The following is a 22,201-nucleotide window of genomic DNA, read 5'->3' as shown; positions in this document are numbered from 1 at the left end:
CGGCCACCCAGCCCTGCGAACGGCGGGCGGTACGGCCAGCGCCGTCGCGGACCACCACACGCGACGACGCGACCCAGCCGCACGCGACCCGGCCACCCAGCCCTGCGAACGGCGGGCGGTACGGCCAGCGCCGTCGCGGACCACCACACGCGACGACGCGACCCGGCCGGCCAGCCGCACGCGACCCGGCCACCCACCCCTGCGAACGCCCGCTCAGCCGCCGTTGGTCAGGCCCTCGACCAGTTCGTCTGCGGCAGCGTACGGGTCCAGTTCACCCGCCACGATCCTCTCAGCGAGAGCGCCCAGGCGCCGGTCGCCGTGCAGGTCTGCGATCCGCTCCCGCAGCCGGGTGACGGCGATCGACTCGACCTCACCGGCCGCCCGCCGTCTCCGCCTGTCCGCGAGGACTCCCCGCTCCTCCATCCACGCCCGGTGCTTCTCCAGCGCCTCGACGACCTCGTCGATGCCCTCGCCCCGGGCCGCGACGGTCTTCACGATCCGCGGCCGCCAGTCGCCCGGGGCCCGCGACTCCCCGAGCCCCAGCATGTGGTTCAGCTCGCGCGCGGTGGCATCCGCGCCGTCCCGGTCGGCCTTGTTGACGACGTACACGTCACCGATCTCGAGGATCCCGGCCTTCGCCGCCTGGATCCCGTCCCCCATGCCGGGCGCCAGCAGCACCACGCTCGTATCGGCCTGGGAGGCTATCTCGACCTCCGACTGGCCGACCCCCACCGTCTCGACGAGGATCACGTCGCACCCCGCCGCGTCCAGCACCCGGATCGCCTGCGGCGCGGCCCACGCAAGGCCGCCCAGGTGGCCGCGTGTGGCCATGGACCGGATGTAGACCCCCGGATCGGAGGCGTGCTCACTCATCCGCACCCGGTCGCCGAGCAGCGCCCCACCGGAGAAGGGCGAGGACGGATCGACGGCGAGGACGCCGACCCGCTTGCCGGTCTTCCGGTACGCGGTCACCAGCGCCGACGTCGATGTCGACTTGCCGACGCCCGGCGACCCGGTGAGCCCCACCACGTAGGCCCCGCCGGTCAGCGGAGCCAGTGCGGCCATCACCTCGCGGAGCTGCGGCGACGCCCCCTCCACCAGTGAGATCAGCCGGGCCACGGCACGCGGCCGCCCCTGCCTCGCCTGCTCCACCAGGGTGGGGACGTCAGCCATGAGTGCTCTGCTCCTCGCGCTCGTACGGGTTGCCTGGCGGGTGCCCGCTCCCGCCTTACCCCCGCCTCGCCTTACTTCCCGTTACTTCCCGCCGTTCTGCGGCACCCGGATGATCAGCGCGTCGCCCTGCCCGCCGCCACCGCACAGCGCGGCCGCGCCGAGACCACCACCACGCCGCTTCAGCTCCAGCGCCAGGTGCAGCACGATCCGCGCGCCCGACATCCCGATGGGGTGGCCGAGGGCGATCGCGCCACCGTTGACGTTCACCTTCTCGGGGGAGACCCCGAGGTCCTTCATTGACTGCACCGCCACGGCGGCGAACGCCTCGTTGATCTCGATCAGGTCGAGATCCTCAACGCGCAGCCCGTCCTTGCCCAGCGCATGCGCAATCGCGTTGCTCGGCTGCGACTGGAGCGAGTTGTCCGGGCCCGCGACATTGCCGTGCGCCCCGATCTCGGCGATCCACTCCAGGCCCAGCTCCTGGGCCTTCGCCTTGCTCATGACCACGACGGCGGCCGCGCCGTCCGAGATCTGCGACGAGGTACCGGCCGTGATGGTGCCGTCCTTGGCGAAGGCCGGGCGCAGCTTGGCGAGCGACTCGACCGTCGTCTCCGCGCGGATTCCCTCGTCCTTCGAGAAGATCACCGGGTCGCCCTTGCGCTGCGGGATCTCGACCGGCGTGATCTCGGCCTCGAACAGCCCGTTCTTCTGGGCGGCCGCGGCCCGCTGGTGCGAGAGCGCGGCGATCTCGTCCTGCGCCTCCCGCCCGATCCCCAGCCGGGTGTTGTGCTTCTCGGTCGACTCGCCCATGGCGACGTTCTCGAAGGAGTCGGTGAGACCGTCGTACGCCATGGCGTCGATCATCTCCACCGCGCCGTACTTGAAGCCCTCGCGGGACTTCGGCAGCAGGTGCGGGGCGTTGGTCATCGACTCCTGGCCGCCCGCGACGATCACGTCGAACTCGCCCGCCCGGATCAGCTGGTCGGCCAGCGCGATGGCGTCGAGCCCGGACAGACACACCTTGTTGACCGTGAGGGCGGGCACGCTCATCGGGATGCCGGCCTTCACGGCGGCCTGGCGGGCCGGAATCTGCCCGGCGCCCGCCTGGAGCACCTGGCCCATGATCACGTACTGCACCTGGTCGCCGCCGATGCCGGCCCGGTCCAGCGCGGCCTTGATGGCGGCGCCTCCGAGGTCGGCCCCGGAAAAGGTCCGCAGGGACCCGAGCAGGCGCCCCATGGGCGTACGGGCTCCTGCGACGATCACGGAGGTGTTGCCGGTCGAACCAGTCATGGAGCGGCCCCTTCATGTGAAGGATGTGAACGAGGGTTTACCTCAATGTACTGAGCGGTACGTGCCGGGTCATCGGCCAGAAGGTGTGATCGCGCGCACGTTGCGTAACGGGCCGTGTGAGCGGTGCACTGGACCCATGCTGACGCGTATCGACCACATCGGGATCGCCTGTTTCGACCTCGACAAGACCGTCGAGTTCTACCGTGCCACGTACGGCTTCGAGGTGTTCCACACCGAAGTCAACGAGGAGCAAGGGGTCCGTGAGGCCATGCTCAAGATCAACGAGACCTCCGACGGCGGCGCCTCCTACCTCCAGCTCCTGGAGCCCACGCGCGAGGACTCCGCCGTCGGGAAGTGGCTGGCCAAGAACGGCGAAGGCGTGCACCACATCGCCTTCGGCACCGCGGACGTGGACGGCGACGCCGCCGCCATCCGGGACAAGGGCGTGCGCGTGCTCTACGACGAGCCGCGCAGGGGCTCCATGGGCTCGCGCATCACGTTCCTGCACCCCAAGGACTGCCACGGCGTGCTGACCGAGCTCGTGACGGCAGCTCCCCCGGCCTCGGACGAGCACTGACCACACGTCCCTGGCCGGTGAATCCGGTAGAGCGGAGCTGCTCCGCTGGGTGACGGGTCGGTGCGCCACCGCGGCTCCGACAAGTGGCTGGGTGACAGGTCGGTGCGCCACGGCCGGTCCAAGGGGCTGGGACGCCACCGCCGGTCCGACGCTTCGGTGCGCCACCGCGGCTCCGAGGGGTGGCGGGTCGCTGCGCCAAGGCGGCTCCGATGGCCACGAACGAGCACTGACCTCCACGTCGCCCGGCCGGTAGAGTTACCCCTCGGCCGGGTGCGGGTTGGGGGCTGTGACCCATGCCTCGCCGATGATCTGACACCATTCTCCGATAGGCACGTATCCAGACAGACACGTATCGGAGAAGGACAGCGCAGATCGGAGACCGGACCGGCAGCTGTACGGGCAGGAGAGGCGCCGGTGTCGACGCGACCAGGGGACGGATGGGACCGCGGAGTGCGGGGCTACGACCGCTACGAGGCTGACGATCACCTCTCGAAGTTCGAAGCCGAGATGGAGCGGCTGCGGACTGAGCGCGAGAAGGCGGTCCAGCACGCCGACGACCTCGGCTACCAGGTCGAGGTGCTGCGCGCCAAGCTCCACGAGGCGCGTCGCAACCTCGCGTCCCGCCCTGCCTACGACGCCGCAGGACTCGGCTACCAGGCCGAGCAGCTGCTCCGTAACGCCCAGATCCAGGCCGACCAGCTGCGCGCCGACGCCGAGCGCGAGCTGCGCGAGGCTCGCGCCCAGACCCAGCGGCTGCTCCAGGAGCAGGCCGAGCGGCAGGCCCGGCTCGAGGCCGAGCTGCACGCCGAGGCGGTCGACCGGCGCCGGCGCCTGGACGAGGAGCTGGCCGAGCGCCGCGCCACCGTCGAGTCGCACGTCAACGAGAACGTCGCCTGGGCCGAGCAGCTGCGTGCCCGCACCGAGGCCCAGGCCCGCCGGCTCATGGAGGAGTCCAGGGCCGAGACCGAGCAGTCGCTGGCCAACGCCCGCGCCGAGGCCCACCGCCTCGCCGAGCAGGCCCGCGAGCGGCTCGTCTCCGAGACCGAGGCGGCCCGCGCCGAGGCCGAGGCGATCCTGCGCCGGGCCAGGACGGACGCCGAGCGGCTGCTGACCGCGGCCGGCGCGCAGGCCCAGGAGGCCACCGACCACGCCGAGCAGCTGCGCAGCTCCACGGCCACCGAGTCCGACAGCGCCCGCCGCCAGGCCGTCGAGCTGACCCGGGCCGCCGAGCAGCGGATCAAGGAGGCCGACGAGGCGCTGCGCGTCGCGCGCGCCGAGGCCGACCGGTTGCGCGACGAAGCGGAGGCCGCCGCCGCGAAGCGGCTGAGCAGCGCCGAGTCCGAGAACGAGCAGCGCACCCGTACGGCCAAGGCCCAGGTCGCCCGGTTGGTCACCGAGGCCACCAAGGAAACCGAGGCCCTCAAGGCCGAGGCCGAGCAGCTGCGGGCCGACGCCCGCGCCGAGGCCGAGCGGCTGATCGCCGAGGCCGAGGAGACCGCCCGCTCCAGGGCCGCGGAGGACTCCGCCGCTCAGCTCGCCAAGGCCGCCCGCAGCGCCGAGGAGGTGCTGAAGAAGGCGTCGGAGGACGCCAAGGCGACCACCAAGGCGGCGAGCGAGGAGGCCGAGCGGATCCGCCGCGAGGCCGAGGCCGAGGCGGACCGGCTGCGCGCCGAGGCGCACGACTCGGCCGAGCAGCTCAAGGGTGCGGCCAAGGACGACACCAAGGAGTACCGCGCCAAGACCGTCGAGCTGCAGGAGGAGGCGCGCCGGCTGCGCGGCGAGGCCGAGCAGCTGCGGGCCGAGGCGGTCGCCGAGGGCGAGCGGATCCGCGGCGAGGCCCGGCGCGAGGCGGTCCAGCAGATCGAGGAGGCGGCCAACTCCGCGGAGGAGTTGCTGGCCAGGTCCAAGGCTGATGCGGAGGAGCTGCGGAACTCCGCCACCGCCGAGAGCGAGCGGGTGCGCACCGAGGCCATCGAGCGTGCCTCGACGCTGCGCAGGCAGGCCGACGAGGCGCTGGAGCGGGCCCGTACGGAGGCCGAGGAGCTGCGGGCCGAGGCCACGGAGCAGACCCGGCAGCTCTCGGAGGCGGCGGCCGAGGAGGCCCGGCAGCTGCGCGAAGAGGCCGAGCAGGCGGCCCGCGACCGGCGTGCCGAGGCCGCGGACGAGCTGGCCCGGCTGCACTCGGAGGCGGAGACCCGGGTCACCGCGGCCGAGGAGGCGCTGCGCGAGGCCCGTACGGAGGCCGAGCGGCTGCGCCGGGAGGCCGCCGAGGAGACCGAGCGGCTGCGCACCGAGGCCGCCGAGCGGCTGCGCACGCTTCAGCAGCAGGCCGAGGCGGAGGCCGACCGGCTGCGCAACGAGGCCGCCGCGGACGCCTCGAACGCCCGCGCCGAGGGCGAGGCCGTCGCCGTGCGGCTGCGTGGCGAGGCGGCCGCCGAGGCCGAGGAGCTGCGGGCGCAGGCGCAGGAGACGGCGGACCGGGTACGGGCCGAGGCCGCGGCCGCCGCGGAACGCACCGGCGCCGAGGCCGCCGAGGCGCTGGCCGCCGCCCAGGAGGAGGCGTCCCGCCGCCGCCGGGAGGCCGAGCAACTGCTGGGCGCCGCCCGCGAGGAGGCCCACCAGGAGCGGGCCCAGGCGCGCGAGCAGAGCGAGGAGCTGCTCGCCTCCGCCCGCCAGCGGGTCGAGGAGGCGCAGACCGAGGCGCAGCGCCTGGTCGAGGAGGCGGAGCGCAGGTCGGCCGAAATGGTCGCCGCAGCCGAGCAGACGGCACAGACGGTACGGGACTCGGTCGCCGGGCTGCACGAGCAGGCCGAGGAGGAGATCGCGGGGCTGCGTTCCGCCGCCGAGCACGCGGCGGAACGGACCCGCGCCGAGGCCCAGGAGGAGGCCGACCGGGTCCGCGCCGACGCGTACGCGGAGCGGGAGCGCGCCTCGGCCGACGCGACCCGGGTCCGGCGCGAGGCGCAGGAGGAGTCCGAGGCCGCCAAGTCGCTTGCCGAGCGCACGGTTTCCGAGGCCATCGAGGAGGCCGACCGGCTGCTGGCGTCGGCCCGCGCGGATGCGGGCCGCAAACGGGCGGACGCCGCAGGGCAGGCCGACCGGCTCATCACCGAGGCGACGTCCGAGTCCGAGCGGCTGCGCTCCGAGGCGGCGGCCACGACGGCCTCCGCTCAGGAGCACGCGGCCCGCACCCGCGCCGAGGCCGAGCAGATCAGGCGCGACGCCGAGGCCGAGGCCGAACGGCTGCGCAGGGAGGCGCAGGAGGAGTCGGACCGCACGCTGGACGAGGCCCGCGAGGCAGCGGCCAAGCGCCTGGCCGGAGCAGCGGAGCAGGCCGACCAGCTCGTCGCCAAGGCCCAGGAGGAGGCCGTACGCGCGGCGACCGCCGCCGAGGAGCAGGCCGACACCATGGTCGGGGCCGCCCGCAAGGAGGCCGAGCGGATCGTCACCGAGGCGACGAACGAGGGCAACGGACTTGTGGAGCGGGCCCGTACGGACGCGGACACGCTGCTCGGCGAGGCGCGCAGGGACGCCACCGCGATCCGGGAGCGGGGCGAGGAGCTGCGCGCCCGCGTCGAGGGCGAGGTGGAGGAGCTCCATGACCGCGCCCGCCGCGAGACCTCCGAGGCGATGAAGTCCGCGGGCGAGCGGGTGGACAAGCTGGTGAAGGCGGCGCGCGAACAGCTCGCGGACGCCCAGGAGAAGGCCAAGACCCTCGTCTCGGATGCTGGCAGCGAGGCGAGCAAGGTGCGGATCGCCGCGGTGCGGAAGGCCGAGGGCCTGCTCAAGGATGCGGAGCAGAAGAAGGCCGAGACGCTGCGGGAGGCCGAGCGCATCCGTGCCGAGGCCGCGGAGGACGCCAAGCGTACGGTCGATGAGGGCAAGCACGAGCTGGAGATCCTGGTGCGGCGCCGCGAGGACATCCAGGCCGAAATCTCCCGTGTCCAGGACGTTCTGGAGGCTCTGGAGTCATTCGAGGCACCGGGCTCGGGCAAGTCCGGGCCCAACGGCGGCTCCACCCCGGGCGGCGTCAAGGCGGCGGCCGGTGCGGGCGCCACCCGATCGAGTGGCAAGCCGTCAGAGGGCTAAGCCACCCAAAAGTGGGTTCATTCTCCAGATCAAAGCCGCATTGACTCGATGACACGCCGTCGCGGCCCCTAGGATTCCCCCTATCACCTCACCGGTCTCTTTCGACAGGAACCCCATGAGCGACACTTCCTCCCCCTTCGGCTTCGAGCTCGTGCGGCGTGGATACGACCGCGGGCAGGTGGACGACCGCATCACCAAGCTCGTCGCCGACCGTGACAGTGCACTGGCTCGTATCACCTCTCTGGAAAAGCGCATCGAGGAGCTCCATCTCGAAACGCAGAACGCCCAGGCTCAGGTCAACGACGCCGAGCCGTCCTACGCCGGGCTCGGCGCGCGCGTGGAGAAGATCCTCCGGCTCGCCGAGGAGGAGGCCAAGGACCTGCGCGAGGAGGCCCGCAGGGCCGCCGAGCAGCACCGCGAACTGGCCGAGGGCGCGGCGCAGCAAGTTCGTAACGATGCAGAATCGTTCGCGGCCGAGCGCAAGGCGAAGGCCGAGGACGAGGGCGCCCGGATCGTCGAGAAGGCGAAGGGCGACGCCGCGGCGCTGCGTGCCGACGCGCAGAAGGACGCGCAGTCCAAGCGCGAGGAGGCGGACACCCTCTTCGAGGAGACCCGCGCCAAGGCCGCCCAGGCCGCCGCCGACTTCGAGACGAACCTCGCCAAGCGCCGCGAGCAGTCCGAGCGCGACCTGGCCTCCCGTCAGGCCAAGGCGGAGAAGCGCCTCGCGGAGATCGAGCACCGCGCCGAGCAGCTCCGCCTGGAGGCGGAGAAGCTGCGTACGGACGCGGAGCGCCGGGCCCGCCAGACGGTGGAGACCGCGCAGCGCCAGGCCGAGGACATCGTCGCCGACGCCAACGCCAAGGCCGACCGGATCCGCAGCGAGTCCGAGCGCGAGCTGGCGGCGCTCACCAACCGCCGCGACAGCATCAACGCCCAGCTGACGAACGTCCGCGAGATGCTCGCCACGCTGACGGGCGCGGCGGTGGCCGCGGCCGGCACGCCGGAGGAGGAGCCCGTCACCCGGGGCGTCCCGGCCCAGCAGACGCGGTAACCGGGTCCGCGCCCTACGCCCCGCAGCCCGCGCCCCGCGCCACGCCTCCACTCACACGCGATGGGTGCCCTCTCACACCGAGGGGGCGCCCATCGCGTCAATGGAAGGTGCCGCAGCGCGCGGCTCTGACCCGGGCGGGTGCTCACGCATGGCGGGGCGGCCGCCGCGGTGCCTAGCGTGAGGGAATGATCGAGCTCCAGGGCCTGACGAAGCGTTACGGGGACACGCTGGCCGTCGACCGGCTGTCCTTCACCGTCCGCCCCGGCATGGTCACCGGTTTCCTGGGCCCCAACGGCGCGGGCAAATCCACCACCATGCGCATGGTGCTCGGCCTCGACCACCCCACCGCAGGGGACGTACGGATCGACGGCCGGCACTACGCCGACCTGCGCGACCCCCTCACGTGCATCGGCGCGCTGCTCGAGGCCAAGGCGGTGCACGGCGGCCGCAGCGCGTACAACCACCTCCTCTGCCTCGCCCAGAGCAACGGCATCGCGCGCGGCCGGGTCCGCGAGGTACTGGACACCGTTGGCCTCGCCTCCGTCGCGCGGAAGCGCGCCAAGGGCTTCTCCATGGGCATGGGCCAGCGGCTCGGCATCGCGGCCGCGCTGCTCGGCGACCCGCAGATCCTGATGTTCGACGAGCCCGTCAACGGCCTCGACCCCGAGGGCATCCACTGGATCCGCAACCTGATGAAGCGTCTCGCCGCCGAGGGTCGCACCGTCTTCGTCTCCAGCCACCTGATGAGCGAAATGGCGCTGACCGCCGACCACCTGGTCGTCATTGGTCAGGGCAGGCTCCTCGCCGACACCTCGATGCCGGAGTTCATCGCGCAGAACTCGCGGTCGTACGTACGGCTGCGCGCGCCCGAGCAGGAGAAGCTGCGCGATGTGCTGGACGGCGCCGGGATCGCACCCGTCACCGCGGCGAAGGACGGCTCACTGGAGGTGGAGGGCGCGGACGCGGCGCGGATCGGCGAACTGGCAGCGGAGCACCGGCTGGTGCTGCACGAGCTGAGCCCGCAGCAGGCGTCGCTCGAGGAGGCGTTCATGCGGCTGACCGCGGAGTCGGTGGAGTACCACGCGCACAACGGCAGCGCGCAGGGCTGGGGCACCGACTGGCGCGCAGAGCAGCCGCGGGGGCACCACGGACAGCAAGGACAGCACGGGCATCGGGAGCGGAACGAACATCAGTGACAGAAAGGGCGCCTGAGCGATGGCGGCGACGCAGGTCCTCCAGTCGGAGTGGACGAAGATCAGGTCCGTGACGTCGACGATCTGGACGCTGAGTCTGGCCTTCGTCGTCTCGCTCGCGCTCGGCGCGCTGATCAGCATCGTCACCCGCAGCACATTCGACACCATGCCGGCGCGGGACCAGCTGTCCTTCGACGCGACGTACACCAGCTTCGCGGGCATGGGCCTCGGTCAGCTGGCGATGATCGTCTTCGGGGTGCTGGTCGTCTCCAGCGAGTACAGCACCGGCATGATCCGCACTTCGCTCGCCGCCGTCCCACAGCGCGGCACGTTCCTCTTCGGCAAGATCGCGGTGGCCTCGGCCCTCGCGTTCCTCATCGGGTTCGTGACCAGCTTCGGCGCCTTCTTCCTCGGCCAGGCCCTGCTCGGCGAGCACCGGGCCTCCATCGGCGATCCCGGAGTGCTGCGCGCCGTCTTCGGCGGCGGGCTCTACATGGGCCTCATCGGGATGTTCTCGATGGGCGTCGCCGCCATGCTGCGCAGCCCCATGCTGTCGCTCGGCATCCTGATGCCCTTCTTCTTCATCATCTCCAACATCCTGGGCAGCGTGGACGCCACCCGGAAGGTCGGCCAGTACCTGCCGGACCAGGCGGGCGGCCACATCATGCAGGTGGTCACGCCGCCGGACGACACGACGCCGTACGGGCCGTGGGGCGGTCTCGCCATCATGGCCGCCTGGGTGGCCGCGGCCCTCGTCGGCGGCTACGCCGTCATCAGGCAGCGGGACGCGTAGTCCGCCGGTCCGGGTAGAGCTGTTTGCGGCGGAGTCCGGGGAGAGCTGTTTCTTGCGGAGCTCCGGGTAGACCTGCTTGTGGCGGAAAGGCTCACCCCGTGAAGGACGGACATCTGGAGAGGCCAGGTCTCGGCCGGATCCAATCCCACCCGTCGGCCGGAAAGGCTCACCCCGTGAAGGACAGAACCCTGGAGGCGCTGGGCCTCGCGGACGTCCCGGCCGAGCAGCCCCTCATCTACCCCGGCCGCCCGGTCGCCGAGCCGGGTCTGCTGGCCGGCGGCGAGCTGCTGCCGCTGCGCGTACGGCCGCGCCGCCTGGGCGCCTGGTACGTCGGCAGGCGCACGGACCGGCACCCTGGCCCCGACCAGCAGCTCGACCAGGCGCTGAGCGCCCTCGGCCAGGTCGGTACGGGGCAGCGCCACCCGGTCCTCGCGGTGGGCTCCAACGCCTCGCCCGCCCAAGTCCGCAACAAGCTCATGCGGCTCGGCCTGCCCGTCGCCGTGCCGATGGTGCCGGTGCGGGTGCGCGGGATCGCCGTCGGCTGCTCCGCGCACATCGGCCGCGCGGGCTATGTGGCCGCGGCGCCGTACCTGGTGCCGGACGCCGAGACGACGCTCGTCGTCTCCTGGCTGGACGCCGCTCAGCTCAAGGCCGTGGACGACACCGAGATCCACTACCACCGGGCGATCCTGCCGGGCGACCGCTTCCCCCTGACGATGCCGTCCGGGGAGCGGCTCGGCGGCGCGTACATCTACGTCAGCGTCCACGGGGTGCTCGTGGGGCCGGACGGCCGCCCGCGGCCCGGCGGCGGGGACCAGAGGGAGCTGATCGCCGCCCTGCTCCAGGACTCGGCCCGGCTGCGCGAGCTACTCGGCCCCGACCCGCAGACCTGGGTCCTGCGGGCCGCCGCCGACAGGGAACTCCGCGAGCAGGGCACCCGGATCTTCGGCGAGGAGGGCCGGTTGCTGCCGCAGACCGACTTCCTTCCGTACGTGGACGACAGCGCCGAGCCGCGGCTCTACGACGAGCTGCCGCCGCTCGGCGATTCGCTGTCGCCTCTCGCCTGACGGCGCTCGCCGGGTTGCTCTCACCTGGCAGCGCTCGCCTGGCTCCTCTCGCCTGGCCGCTTCTCGCCTGGCCGCTTCTCGCCTGGCTGCCTCTTGCCTGGCTGCTCTCGCTCAAAGCCTCTGTGACGTGAACTGAACCGTCAACGCCGCGATATCGTCCTAATCCTTACGGGGGGCCTGTGCTGAGCCCCGACGAACCTGTCGAGGGGCGGAGAATGATCGAGGCAGTCGGTCTGACAAAGCGCTACGGCGCCAAGACAGCCGTGTACAACCTGTCGTTCCAGGTACGGCCTGGCGCGGTCACCGGCTTCCTGGGGCCCAACGGCTCCGGCAAGTCCACGACGATGCGCATGATCCTGGGGCTCGACCAGCCCACCAGCGGGCAGGTGACGATCGGCGGCCATCCGTACCGACGGCTGCCCAACGCACCGCGCCAGGTCGGCGCGCTGCTCGACGCGAAGGCGGTGCACGGCGGCCGCAGCGCGCGCCACCACCTGCTGTGCCTGGCGCAGTTGTCCGGCATTCCGGCCCGCCGGGTGGACGAGGTGCTCGGCGTCGTCGGTCTGCACGAGGTGGCCGAGAAGCGGTCCAAGGGCTTCTCGCTCGGCATGGGCCAGCGGCTCGGCATCGCGGCCGCGCTGCTCGGCGACCCGCAGGTGCTGCTCTTCGACGAGCCCGTCAACGGCCTGGACCCCGAGGGCATCCTCTGGGTCCGCAACCTGATGAAGCGCCTGGCGTCCGAGGGCCGTACGGTCTTCGTCTCCAGCCACCTGATGAGCGAAATGGCGCTGACCGCCGACCACTTGATCGTGATCGGGCGCGGGCAGTTGCTCGCCGACATGAGCGTAAAGGCCTTCATATCGGCCAACTCGGCCGACTTCGCCCGGGTCCGTACGCCCGAGGGCGACCCGGGGCAGCGCGAGAAGCTGACGTCTGCGCTGGCGGAGGCGGGCGGGCAGGTGCAGCCGGAGCCGGACGGCGCACTGCGCGTGTCGGGCCTGCCGCTGCCGCGCATCAGCGACCTGGCGCACGGCGCGGACGTACGGCTGTGGGAGCTCTCGCCGCACCAGGCGTCGCTGGAGGAGGCGTACATGCGGATGACGCAGGGCGCCGTGGACTACCGCTCGACCGAGGACCCCAGGGCCGGGCTTCAGGCGCAGCCGCCCGGCGGCTACGGGCCGCAGGGCGCGCCGGGCTACGGCCCCGGCGGTCCGGTCCCGCCGGGCGGTTACCCGCCGCCCCAGCCCGGCGGCTACCCGCCCGCGGGAACCCCGGCGGGTGCGCCGGCACAGGCACCGGCACCGGCAAGTCCGCCGAACCCGTACCGCTCGCCGCAGGCGGCCTGGCAGGCTCCACAGCCGCCCGGCGGCCCGGCCGCTCCGGCCGCCCCGCAGGCACCTGCCGCCCCCTACACGACCCCGCGCGACAACGAGGACGCCCGATGACGACTCCGTACCAGCAGCAGGGCGCGGCGCCCGCCGTGCCGCCGCAGGCACCTCCGCAGCCCCCGGGCCCCGGCCCCGCCGTGGGCGGCTACGCCTCGCCTCTCCCCGTACACCGCACCCACCTCGGGGGCGCGCTCGCGTCGGAGTGGACCAAGATCCGGACCGTGCGCTCCACGATGTGGACGCTCGGCATCATGTTCACCCTCGTCGTCGGCGTCGGCTTTCTCACCGCCCTCGGCCTCAACAGCTCCGACACGGCTCAGATGCCGCTTCTGGCAGGCGGCCTCTTCGGGCTGATGCTCGGCCAGATCTGCATCATCACGCTCGGCGTGCTCGTGATCACCTCCGAGTACAGCACGGGCATGATCCGTACGACCCTCACCGCCTCCCCGCCCCGCAGCCGGGTGCTGGCCGCGAAGGCGATCGTCTTCTTCCTGCTGTCGTTCGTGATGACGACCGCGGCCACCGGGCTGACCGCACTGATCAACTCCTCGATGCTGAGCGGCAAACCGGCGATGGAGTACGCCGAGATCCCCAAGGAGTCGATCTCGGGCGGCGAGGTGGTCGCCTCGGGCAGCGAGTGGCTCGGCGCGACCGTCGGCGCCGGGCTGTACGTGGCGCTGCTCGGCCTGCTGTCGCTCGCCGTGGGCGCGATGCTGCGCCACTCGGCGGGCGCGATCACGACGATGCTCGGCGTCGTCCTGCTGCCGCTGCTGCTGGCCCTGTTCATGGTGACGGAGAGCCTGGAGTCGGTGCGCGACAAGCTGATCGAGTACTCGCCGCTGAACGGTCTGGCCTCGCTCTACCGCATTCCGATGGACGGTGGCGACGGCACCGGCTGGGATCTGCTCTGGGTCCTGGCGGGCGTGACGGCCGCGGCCCTGGTCGGGGCGTTCGCTCTGCTGGAGAAACGCGACGTGTAGCCGTACGGCCAGCGGACCCTACGGCCGCCCAGCCGCGCGGTTGTCAGCACCGCGGTGCGTTACGGGACCGCTGCACCCGCGCGGTGCGGCGGACTCGCGACGTATAGCCGTAGGACCGCGCAGCCGCACAGCCATACGCAACGTATAGCCGCACAGCCGGGCAGCCGCCCAGCCATACGGCTGTCAGTACCGCGGTGCGTTACGGGACCGCTGCACCCGCGCGGTGCGGCGGTCCCGCGCGTTCCAGCACGCCCGGTGCCAGTGCCGCCGGTCGTCCACCGGGCCCTCCTGGGGCCAGGCGACGACGTGCGGGACGCCGGGCGGGATCTCCTGGTCGCACCCGGGGCAGCGGTAGTGCTTGGCCGCGGCGCTGCCGCTGATCTGGCGCACCATCCACTCCTCCCCCTGCCAGCTGTCCACGCTCCCCCAGCTAGCGCTGGGAGGAGCCCCCAGACCGTGGTCGACGACACCGCGCTGGGACAGCGGCTTTCCTGCGCCGCTCGGGCGCTTTCGACGCGGAGACACGGGGGCACCTCGTGAAATTTCCGGGGTCTGCTGGGCCGCATCCAGCGTACGCGCCGGGCTCCTGGGCATGCGCACACCGACGGCGAACGCCGCGTTCATCCCGATCACCCCGATCACCCCGATAATCCGCAAAACTTCTTGCGGGGCCGTGCCCTTGGCACGTGTCAGGCGTTAATGCCGACAGGGGGGAGTGCCGCGTCGGCCGCAAGGAGGCAAGAGGCGATGCGCGTAGGAGTTTTTGTACTGGCCGCCCAATTCCCGGGCCAGGGACAGGGGGAGGCGCTGCACCGCGCAGTGCGGTCCGCCGAGGCGGCAGAGACGGCCGGGCTCGACTCGGTGTGGCTCGCGGAACACCATTTCGTGCCGTACGGGGTCTGCCCGTCCGCCGTGACGCTCGCGGCGCTGCTGCTCGGCCGCACCCGCCGGATCGGCGTCGGCACCGCGGTCAGCGTGCTGCCGACCGCCCACCCCGTGGCGCTCGGCGAGCAGGCCGCACTGCTGCACCTCACCTCGGGCGGGCGGTTCACGCTGGGCGTGGGCCGCGGCGGCCCGTGGGTCGACCTCGAGGTGTTCGGCTCGGGCCTGGCGGCCTACGAGTCGGGCTTCCCCGAATCCCTCGACCTGCTGTTGCGCTGGCTGCGGGAGCCCCGCGTCGGCGCGGACGGCGAGCGCTTCTCCTTCCGCGAAGTCCCGGTCGTGCCGCGCGCGGACGAGCTGCTGGACGGGCCCGAGGGGCCGCCCGTGGTGGTGGCGTGCACCTCGCCCGCAAGCGTCCGGCTGGCCGCCGAGCGCGGCCTTCCGATGCTGCTCGGCATGCACTGCGGCGACGACGAGAAGGCGGAGATGGTCGCGCTCTGGCAGAAGTCGGCGCTGGCGGCGGGCCGTTCACCCGACGAAGTCGCCTCCGCGGGGCATGTCTCCGCGGGTGTGGTGCAGATCGCCGACGCGCGGCAGGACGCGGTCGAGTCCCTCATGAAGGCGATGCCCGGCTGGCTGCGTCGGGGGCTCGGCGCCCATGTCACGGTCGACGGCAGACCGCGGCCTATGCGCGATCCGCACGCGTACACCGAGTTGCTCTGCGCACTGCATCCGGTGGGCCCGCCCGCCCTGTGCGCCGACCGCCTCGCGGCCACGGCGGAGCGCACGGGCATCAGCCGCTTCGCGCTGCTGGTCGAGGGAACGGGCGATCTCGCGGCCACCGAGGAGAACGTGCGGCGGCTGGGGGGAGAGGTGCTGCCGCTCCTGCCCGATGCACCTCCCCCACTACTCTGCGGAGCGGCAGCGGAGAGCCTCAGCAGTCCCTGAGTTCGGGCGACTGATTGAGCAGCTGTCCCCGTACGGACGTGAACCGGGCCAGTCGCTCGTTGGCCACCGGGTCCAGCGGGAAGACCGCCACCCGGTGGCAGTTCTGGAACGCCAGCCGCACTCCGAAGTGCCGTTGCAGCGCCCCTCGTATCGCGTCACTCGCCAGCGCACGAAGCAGCTGGCCGCGCGCCTGCTCGTCCGGCGGGGGAACCTGGTTGTCGGCGAACTCGCCGCCGTCCACCTTGAGCTGGGCCACCAGAGAGCTGATCATCTCCCATGCGTAAGGCAGGGAGGTCCGGACGCAGTCGACGAATTCGGCTTCGTCGACCTCGCCTCGCTCGGCCTTCTCCAGAAGGGCCGGTGAGACGTCGAGCGACATGGGTTCTCCTCTCGCGACCCCGGGAAGGGGTCTTACGGGCAGGGATAGGAAGCCGTCGGTCGCGACGCAGCGTGCTCGCACGACAACTTCCCGCTTCAACGGTAGGCCGGGCATGGCGGCCGCACCAGGCGAACGGGCTCACAACCGGCCACTCCCGAACACGGCCATACGGATTAAAGGGGGCGGCCCGCAGGGCCTCGGTTGAGGGTGGTGGAGGGAGACGGACGGATCAAGGGGGGCGGCCCGCAGGGCCTCGGTTGAGGGTGGCGGAGGGAGACGGGTGGGCGAATCGCGTGGAGCGGCCCGGGTCGAGTAGCGTGACCGACCATGCGTCTCGTCATTGCCCGCTGCTCCGTGGACTACGCGGGGCGGCTCACGGCCCACCTCCCCTCGGCACCCCGTCTGATCCTCGTGAAGGCGGACGGCAGCGTCTCCGTGCACGCCGACGACCGGGCCTACAAACCCCTCAACTGGATGTCCCCGCCCTGCACGCTCAAGGAGGGGGACGGCGATGTGTGGACCGTGGTGAACAGGGCGGGCGAGAAGCTCATCATCACCATGGAGGAGGTCCTGCACGACTCCTCGCACGAGCTCGGGGTGGACCCCGGCCTGATCAAGGACGGCGTGGAAGCACACCTGCAGGAACTGCTCGCGGACCGCATTGAAACCCTTGGGGAGGGCTATTCGCTGATTCGGCGTGAATTCCCCACCGCAATTGGTCCCGTGGACATCCTGTGCCGGGACGCGGACGGCGGGACGGTCGCCGTCGAGATCAAGCGGCGCGGCGAGATCGACGGCGTGGAGCAGCTCACCCGCTACCTCGAACTCCTCAACCGGGACCCGCATCTTGCGCCGGTGAAGGGGGTCTTCGCGGCGCAGGAGATCAAGCCCCAGGCGCGCGTCCTGGCGACGGACCGCGGCATCGGCTGCGTCGTCCTCGACTACGACGCGCTGCGAGGCGTCGAGGACGACAAACTGCGCCTGTTCTGACGGCGGGGCGGGCTCTTCACCTGTAACGACGCCCCCGTACGCCTGGCCCCCGGTACGCCTGGCCTCCCGTACGGCTCGCCCTGGGCCCCGGGTTGCTTGACAAGCCCAGCCGCACACCCTCAACCGCGCCTGCGCCGCGGGCAGTTCTTCACTTCCCACCCACCTGCCCATGTGTGGGCAGGTGGGTGGGAAGGCCCGGCGCGGAGCGCCGGGTGGTGGTGCGGGGAGCGGGCCGACGCCCGGATCAGGTGAGTGGGAGCGTCTCCGGGGCGGCGGCGCCGGAGACGGGGGCTCCGGTGGTGACCGGGGCGGTGCCGCTCGCGCTGTCCGACGTATCGCCGCCCGGCGGGGTCGGATCCGACGTCGAGCTCGGGCTCCCGGACGTGGACGGCGTCGGTGAACCCGGCGTGCTGGACGGCGGCTTCGTCGGCTTCGACGTCGTCTTCGTCGGTGACGGCGGCCTGGTCGGCTCCGGGTCGTCCGTCTCCCCCGGCTTCGACTCGCTCGGCTCGCCGCTGTCCGACGGTTCCCCCGACGGCGCGTCGCCGCCGCCCGTGCCGGGCGAGACCGACGGCCCGGGCGCGGTGGTGCCGCCCGGCTTCTGCGGGCGGCTCGTCGCGCCCTGCGTGGGCGTCTCGTCGGCGATGAGCCCGTTGTTGCCGTCGTCCTCGTCAGCGGTCTGCCCGGACCTCACGCGGTCGCTCGGGCCGCCGTCGTCGCCGGACATGGCGCCGAGCGTGACGACCGTGCCGAGCACGACCGCCAGCAGTGCGCCTGCGCCCGCCGCGACCTTGTTGCGCCTGGCCCCGCCGAGGACCGTACGGCGGAGGCCGGGGCTGCCGGGCCGCCGGGGGGTGACGACCGTGTCGGCCTCGTCCGCTTGCAGGCGGGCGAGCACCGCGCGCACGCCGCCCGGCGGGGAGGCCGACAGGTCGGTGCCGCCGCCCGGGGTCTCCTCGCCCGCCGCCGTACTCCCGGCGCCGGGCGCGAATCCGCCCCTGTCCGCGACGAGCGCCAGAGCCCTGCGGCCCGCGACCGTGCCGCGCCGGTCGGAGAGCGCGCCGCGCAGCCCTATCGAGGCCTCCAGCTCGGCGCGCGCCCGGTCCAGGTTGCCGGTGCAGAGAGCCAGGACGCCCAACTCGTGGTGGAAGTACGCCTCTTCCGCGACCTCCCCGGCCACCCGCGCGGCCTCCTGGCCGTGCCGCAGCGCCCGCTCCCAGGCGCCCCACCTTCCGGCGGCGGCGAACGCGGGCGCCACCGTGCGGGCCAGCAGCACGGCCGCGCTCTGCCGGCCCGCCTCGCCCTGGGCCACCACGACGCACATGGCCGCGAGAATCGCGTCCGCCTCGGCTGCGACCCGCTCGGGGGCGACGGACGGGTGCCCGGCCCACCAGGCGTAGTGCTGGGCGGCGCTCTGGGCGCGTGCCTCGGTGTCTTCGCCGTATGCGTCGGCGGCTTCGAGCTGGGCCGAGACCCCGGCGGCCAGCCGGTAGTGCGCCCCGACCGGGGAGAGGAGGCCGCAGCCGAGCAGCTCGCCAACCGCCGCGTCGGCGTGGGTGTCCCCGGCGAGCGCGGGCAGGTGTGCCTGGTGCGGGCACGCGCCGCCGAGGGCGAGGGCGAAGCGCAGGGTTTCGCGGGCCGCCTCGCTGAGGCGGGAGGCGAGCAGGGGGGCGGGCGCGGCGGCCTGGCCGAGCGAGGGCAGCGGCGCGTCCCGCCCGTCCTCGCCGAAGTTCGCCTCGCGGGGCGCCTCGTGGGGTACGTCGGACGGCTCGTACGGCTGCTCGGCGAAGACGCCGTGCTCCTCGAAGGCCTCGGCGCCGGCGCGCAGGGCGTCGCGCTGCCGGAGCAGCGCCCCGGCCTGGACGAAGCGCAGCGGCAGCCCCTCGGACTCGAACCACAGGTCGCCCGCCCACGAGGTCTCGTCCTCCGTGAGCGGCCGCTGCACGGCCTCCTCCAGCAGCTCCACGCAGGTGGCGCGGCTGAGTCCGGGCAGGAAGACCTCTTCGAGGTGCGAGTCCGGGGAAGGCGCGGCGACGTCGGGCGTGGCGGAGATGAGGAAGGCGCACTCGGGGGTGGCCGCGAGGATCTCGTCGAGGGCGCTGCCCCCGAACTCGATGTCGTCGAGGACGACGACGGCCCCGATCTCGTGGACCGCCGTCAGCAGCTCCGCCCGGTCGGGCCGGTGCAGCGGGGCGTCGTAGACCGCGGCGAACAGCTCGTACAGCACGTCGGTGGGCGTGCGGCGGTAGCCGGAGAGCCGGACGATGCCGTCCGGGGCGAATTCCGCGCAGTTGGCGGCGACGGCGTCCAGGAGCGCCGAACGGCCGGATCCCGAGGGGCCCGTGACGCGTACGGAGCGGCCTCGGGAGAGCAGCCGTACGAGCCGCTCGCGCTGCCCGCCGCGCTCCATGAGCGGCTGCGGCCCGGGCGCGGCCGGGCCGACGGGTTCGGGCGGCAGGGCCGCGCGGCGCTGCGCGTCGCGCTCCTCGGGGCCGCGGCGCCCTGGCCTGCCGGGGTGCTCCCCGGGCGGGCAGGGCTCGATCTCGCTGCCGTCGACGGGGTTGACGGTCAGTAGGTACTCGCCTGCCACGAGTTGGACGGTACGGGCGACCGCGGGCCGCTGCGGCCCGCCGTCACCGGCATCACCCCGCGCGCTGCGGGGACTTCCGTCGCGGCGCTCGGCGTCGTCGTGGTCGTACTCTTCCGGTCCCCGGTTGTTCGGGTTCATGTCACAGCCCCCCAGATCCGGGTCGCATGCCGTCTTCCTCTCCCGGGCCTGTCGGCACGCCGAACCCTAAACCCTCGCACAGTATTCAGGAACAGAAGGGGTGCCCGGCGGAGGGGAAGGTCACAGCTTGGTGAGGATCACCTCGGTGAGGCTCACGGCCGCCGCCTGAGCAGGTCGCGTCGGAGCCGGGGTCCGTCGGACCCCAGGTCCGGTCAGACCCGGGGCAGCGGCACCACTACCACCAAAGTGGAAACGTTCACCAAGGCAGGCCCGGTCAGACCCGGGGCAGCGACTCCGCCTCGATACCGCCCTCGATGGCGAGGATGCGGTGCAGCCGGGTGGCCACGAGCAGGCGCTGCATCTGGGGCGGTACGCCGCGCAGGACGAGCCGGCGGTTGGCCCGGCCGGCCCGGCGGTGCACGCCCATGATCACGCCGAGTCCTGTGGCGTCCCAGGAGTCGAGTTCGGTCAGGTCGAGCACGAGGTCGCCGCAGCCGGAGTCGACGGCGGTGTGCAGGACCGTACGGGCGTCCGCCGCGCTGCGGACGTCGAGGCGGCCCCCGACGACCAGTTCGGCGTGGTCGCCCCTGATGTGCATATGCGCTCCCCGGGAAAGTGGTGCGTTACGTGGTCAACATCTATAGAACTGACTGCCTCTCACGCGGCAAAGTTGCCGCCCGTAAGCGAACCGATACCGAATTCACCCTTCAGGGTTACCCCTTGGGTTGACGGCCCGGTCAGTGCTTGTAGAACCCCTGCCCGCTCTTCCGGCCGATGTCACCCGCGTCCACCATCCGGCGCATCAGCTCCGGCGGCGCGAACTTCTCGTCCTGCGTCTCCGCGTAGATGTTGCCGGTGGCGTGCATCAGGATGTCCAGACCGGTCAGGTCGGCCGTCGCGAGCGGGCCCATGGCGTGGCCGAAGCCCAGCTTGCAGGCGATGTCGATGTCCTCGGCGGAGGCCACGCCCGACTCGTACAGCTTCACGGCCTCGACGACGAGCGCCGAGATGAGGCGGGTGGTGACGAAGCCCGCCACGTCGCGGTTGACGACGATGCACGTCTTGCCGACGCTCTCGGCGAACTCGCGCGCTGCGGCGAGGGTTTCGTCGCTGGTCTTGAGACCCCGTACGAGCTCACACAGCTGCATCATCGGGACCGGCGAGAAGAAGTGGGTGCCGACCACCTTCTCCGGGCGGCTCGTCACCGCCGCGATCTTGGTGATCGGGATGGCGGAGGTATTGGAGGCGAGGACCGCCTCCTCCTTCACCAGCTTGTCGAGGCTGCGGAAGATCTCCTGCTTGACGTCGATCTTCTCGAATACGGCCTCGACGACGATGTCGGCGTCGGCGACGGCGTCGAGGTCGGTGGTCGCGGTGATACGGGCCAGGGCGGCTTCGGCCTCGGCGGCCTCGAGCTTCCCCTTCGACACGAATTTGTCGTAGGAGGCCTTGATGCCGTCGGTGCCGCGGGCCAGGGCCTCGTCGGTGACATCGCGCAGGACGACGTCCCAGCCCGCCTGGGCCGAGACCTGAGCGATACCGGCCCCCATGAGTCCGGCACCGATGACGGCGAGCTTCCTGGCCACTGCTGTCCCCTTTATGCGCTGTTCGCTATCAGGCTCTCCGCGGGACCTTATCGCCCGTGAGGCCCGGGATGCCGGGGAAGAGATGCGCGTCACGTCTCATCAGACGGACATCACACTCGTCGGGCCATATAGCTGACCGGAGTGCGCAGTTGAGCCCCTTTTCGCTCAGTAGCTCCTCGGCAGCTCCTCGACAGCTCCTCCAGCAGCTCCTCGACCTCGTCGAGCCCGTCCAGGACGGCGCGGGAGTCCTCGGGTGCGACGGCGCGCTGACCGCATCCCTCTGCGCCCGCCTCCCCTTCAAAGGCAAACCTCCGGCATGCCGCTCGATCGAGTGAAATCGGGACTGATCGAGTGCTGATCGCCGGTCGGCAACCGGTCAGCGTGCCAGGGCGCTCGGCGCCGTCTCCGTGACCGCGGGCACACGGTTCTTCCGGAAGGCCGGGGCATAGCTAGGCTCGGAGGCATGGTCAATCTGACGCGCATCTACACGCGGACCGGGGACGACGGCACGACCGCCCTCGGCGACATGAGCCGCACGCTCAAGACCGACTCGCGGATCGCGGCCTACGCCGACGCGAACGAGGCGAATGCCGCGATCGGTGTGGCCATCGCGCTGGGACAGCTGCCCGAGGACATCGTCAAGGTACTGGTCCGGGTGCAGAACGACCTGTTCGACGTGGGTGCGGATCTCGCGACCCCGGTGGTCGAGGAGCCGGAGTACCCGCCGCTGCGCGTCGAGCAGTCGTACATCGACAAGCTGGAGACGGACTGCGACCGCTTCCTCGAGGGCCTGGAGAAGCTGCGCAGCTTCATCCTCCCGGGCGGCACGCCCGGGGCGGCGCTGCTGCACCAGGCGTGCACGGTGGTCAGGCGGGCGGAGCGGTCCACGTGGGCGGCGCTCGAAAAGCACGCCGACATCATGAACCCGCTGACCGCGACCTACCTGAACCGGCTGTCCGACCTGCTGTTCATTCTGGCGAGGACGGCGAACAAGGAGCGCGGGGACATTCTCTGGGTGCCGGGCGAGAATCGCTGAGCCCGCCACCACACCGGCGATCTTCGCCATGATCAAGGCTCGCGTCTG

Annotated in this window: 18 protein-coding genes; 11 read left to right on the top strand and 7 right to left on the bottom strand. The window is 72.3% G+C overall.

Features of this window, described 5'->3' with window-relative positions:
* Nucleotides 1-213: 213 nt before the first annotated feature.
* Both meaB and ACTWP8_RS13605 read right to left on the bottom strand, forming a co-directional pair.
* Complete coding sequence (gene meaB, locus ACTWP8_RS13610) at nt 214-1,173, bottom strand: methylmalonyl Co-A mutase-associated GTPase MeaB (RefSeq protein ID WP_443316560.1); 960 nt, start codon at nt 1,171-1,173, stop codon at nt 214-216.
* Nucleotides 1,174-1,254: 81 nt separating this feature from the next.
* Complete coding sequence (locus ACTWP8_RS13605) at nt 1,255-2,466, bottom strand: acetyl-CoA C-acetyltransferase (RefSeq protein ID WP_443322392.1); 1,212 nt, start codon at nt 2,464-2,466, stop codon at nt 1,255-1,257.
* Nucleotides 2,467-2,602: 136 nt separating this feature from the next.
* Here ACTWP8_RS13605 and mce point away from each other — a divergent pair, with 136 nt between their 5' ends.
* The 8 genes from mce to ACTWP8_RS13565 all read left to right on the top strand — a co-directional run bounded on the left by mce (nt 2,603) and on the right by ACTWP8_RS13565 (nt 13,604).
* The gene (gene mce, locus ACTWP8_RS13600; protein ID WP_443316558.1) at nt 2,603-3,043 is read left to right on the top strand and encodes a methylmalonyl-CoA epimerase; all 441 of its coding nucleotides are present in this window, start codon (nt 2,603-2,605) and stop codon (nt 3,041-3,043) included.
* Between the two features lie 450 nt (nt 3,044-3,493).
* Nucleotides 3,494-7,132 (top strand): polarized growth protein Scy, encoded by a 3,639-nt coding sequence (gene scy / locus ACTWP8_RS13595; protein ID WP_443322402.1) that lies wholly within the window; start codon nt 3,494-3,496, stop codon nt 7,130-7,132.
* A 115-nt stretch (nt 7,133-7,247) separates the two neighbouring features.
* Nucleotides 7,248-8,183, top strand: coding sequence for a cellulose-binding protein (locus ACTWP8_RS13590; protein ID WP_443316557.1), 936 nt, complete (start codon nt 7,248-7,250; stop codon nt 8,181-8,183).
* Between the two features lie 185 nt (nt 8,184-8,368).
* Nucleotides 8,369-9,379, top strand: a complete 1,011-nt coding sequence (locus tag ACTWP8_RS13585; protein WP_443322390.1) for an ABC transporter ATP-binding protein — start codon at nt 8,369-8,371, stop codon at nt 9,377-9,379.
* A gap of 19 nt (nt 9,380-9,398) precedes the next feature.
* A complete protein-coding gene (locus ACTWP8_RS13580) occupies nt 9,399-10,169 on the top strand; it encodes an ABC transporter permease (RefSeq protein ID WP_443322389.1) in 771 nt (256 codons plus the stop codon).
* Nucleotides 10,170-10,342: 173 nt separating this feature from the next.
* Nucleotides 10,343-11,236: a hypothetical protein gene (locus ACTWP8_RS13575; protein ID WP_443322388.1), complete on the top strand. Its 894-nt coding sequence runs from the start codon at nt 10,343-10,345 to the stop codon at nt 11,234-11,236.
* A gap of 215 nt (nt 11,237-11,451) precedes the next feature.
* Nucleotides 11,452-12,681, top strand: a complete 1,230-nt coding sequence (locus ACTWP8_RS13570) for an ABC transporter ATP-binding protein (RefSeq protein WP_443322387.1) — start codon at nt 11,452-11,454, stop codon at nt 12,679-12,681.
* Nucleotides 12,678-13,604, top strand: coding sequence for an ABC transporter permease (locus tag ACTWP8_RS13565; protein ID WP_443322386.1), 927 nt, complete (start codon nt 12,678-12,680; stop codon nt 13,602-13,604). Before ACTWP8_RS13570 ends, ACTWP8_RS13565 begins: the two co-directional genes overlap by 4 nt.
* A gap of 183 nt (nt 13,605-13,787) precedes the next feature.
* Here the strand turns inward: ACTWP8_RS13565 and ACTWP8_RS13560 are convergent, their stop codons facing one another.
* On the bottom strand, nt 13,788-14,129 hold the full coding sequence (locus ACTWP8_RS13560; protein ID WP_443322385.1) for an ATP/GTP-binding protein: 342 nt from the start codon (nt 14,127-14,129) through the stop codon (nt 13,788-13,790).
* A gap of 222 nt (nt 14,130-14,351) precedes the next feature.
* On the opposite strand from ACTWP8_RS13560, the gene ACTWP8_RS13555 reads away from it, so the two are divergent.
* Nucleotides 14,352-15,434: an LLM class flavin-dependent oxidoreductase gene (locus ACTWP8_RS13555; protein WP_443322384.1), complete on the top strand. Its 1,083-nt coding sequence runs from the start codon at nt 14,352-14,354 to the stop codon at nt 15,432-15,434.
* Here ACTWP8_RS13555 and ACTWP8_RS13550 read toward each other — a convergent pair.
* Complete coding sequence (locus tag ACTWP8_RS13550) at nt 15,421-15,813, bottom strand: SCO5389 family protein (protein ID WP_443316549.1); 393 nt, start codon at nt 15,811-15,813, stop codon at nt 15,421-15,423. The genes ACTWP8_RS13555 and ACTWP8_RS13550 overlap by 14 nt on opposite strands.
* A gap of 327 nt (nt 15,814-16,140) precedes the next feature.
* Here ACTWP8_RS13550 and nucS point away from each other — a divergent pair, with 327 nt between their 5' ends.
* Nucleotides 16,141-16,803, top strand: coding sequence for an endonuclease NucS (nucS, locus tag ACTWP8_RS13545; RefSeq protein WP_443322383.1), 663 nt, complete (start codon nt 16,141-16,143; stop codon nt 16,801-16,803).
* 244 nt (nt 16,804-17,047) lie between these two features.
* Here nucS and ACTWP8_RS13540 read toward each other — a convergent pair whose 3' ends face one another.
* The 3 genes from ACTWP8_RS13540 to ACTWP8_RS13530 form a co-directional block, all read right to left on the bottom strand.
* Complete coding sequence (locus ACTWP8_RS13540; protein ID WP_443322382.1) at nt 17,048-19,531, bottom strand: ATP-binding protein; 2,484 nt, start codon at nt 19,529-19,531, stop codon at nt 17,048-17,050.
* Between the two features lie 274 nt (nt 19,532-19,805).
* Nucleotides 19,806-20,129, bottom strand: a complete 324-nt coding sequence (locus ACTWP8_RS13535; RefSeq protein ID WP_443316546.1) for an STAS domain-containing protein — start codon at nt 20,127-20,129, stop codon at nt 19,806-19,808.
* 139 nt (nt 20,130-20,268) lie between these two features.
* Nucleotides 20,269-21,117 (bottom strand): 3-hydroxyacyl-CoA dehydrogenase family protein, encoded by an 849-nt coding sequence (locus ACTWP8_RS13530; RefSeq protein WP_443316545.1) that lies wholly within the window; start codon nt 21,115-21,117, stop codon nt 20,269-20,271.
* 463 nt (nt 21,118-21,580) lie between these two features.
* Between ACTWP8_RS13530 and ACTWP8_RS13525 the strand changes: the two genes are divergently transcribed.
* Entirely contained in the window at nt 21,581-22,153 is a 573-nt protein-coding gene (locus ACTWP8_RS13525; RefSeq protein ID WP_443322381.1) for a cob(I)yrinic acid a,c-diamide adenosyltransferase, read from the top strand.
* Nucleotides 22,154-22,201 lie beyond the last annotated feature (48 nt).

The sequence above is a fragment of the Streptomyces sp. 7N604 genome, assembly GCF_052245475.1.
Taxonomy (GTDB): domain Bacteria; phylum Actinomycetota; class Actinomycetes; order Streptomycetales; family Streptomycetaceae; genus Streptomyces.
Note: the sequence above shows the minus strand (reverse complement) of the source record. Positions and strands in the feature narration are given on the sequence as shown.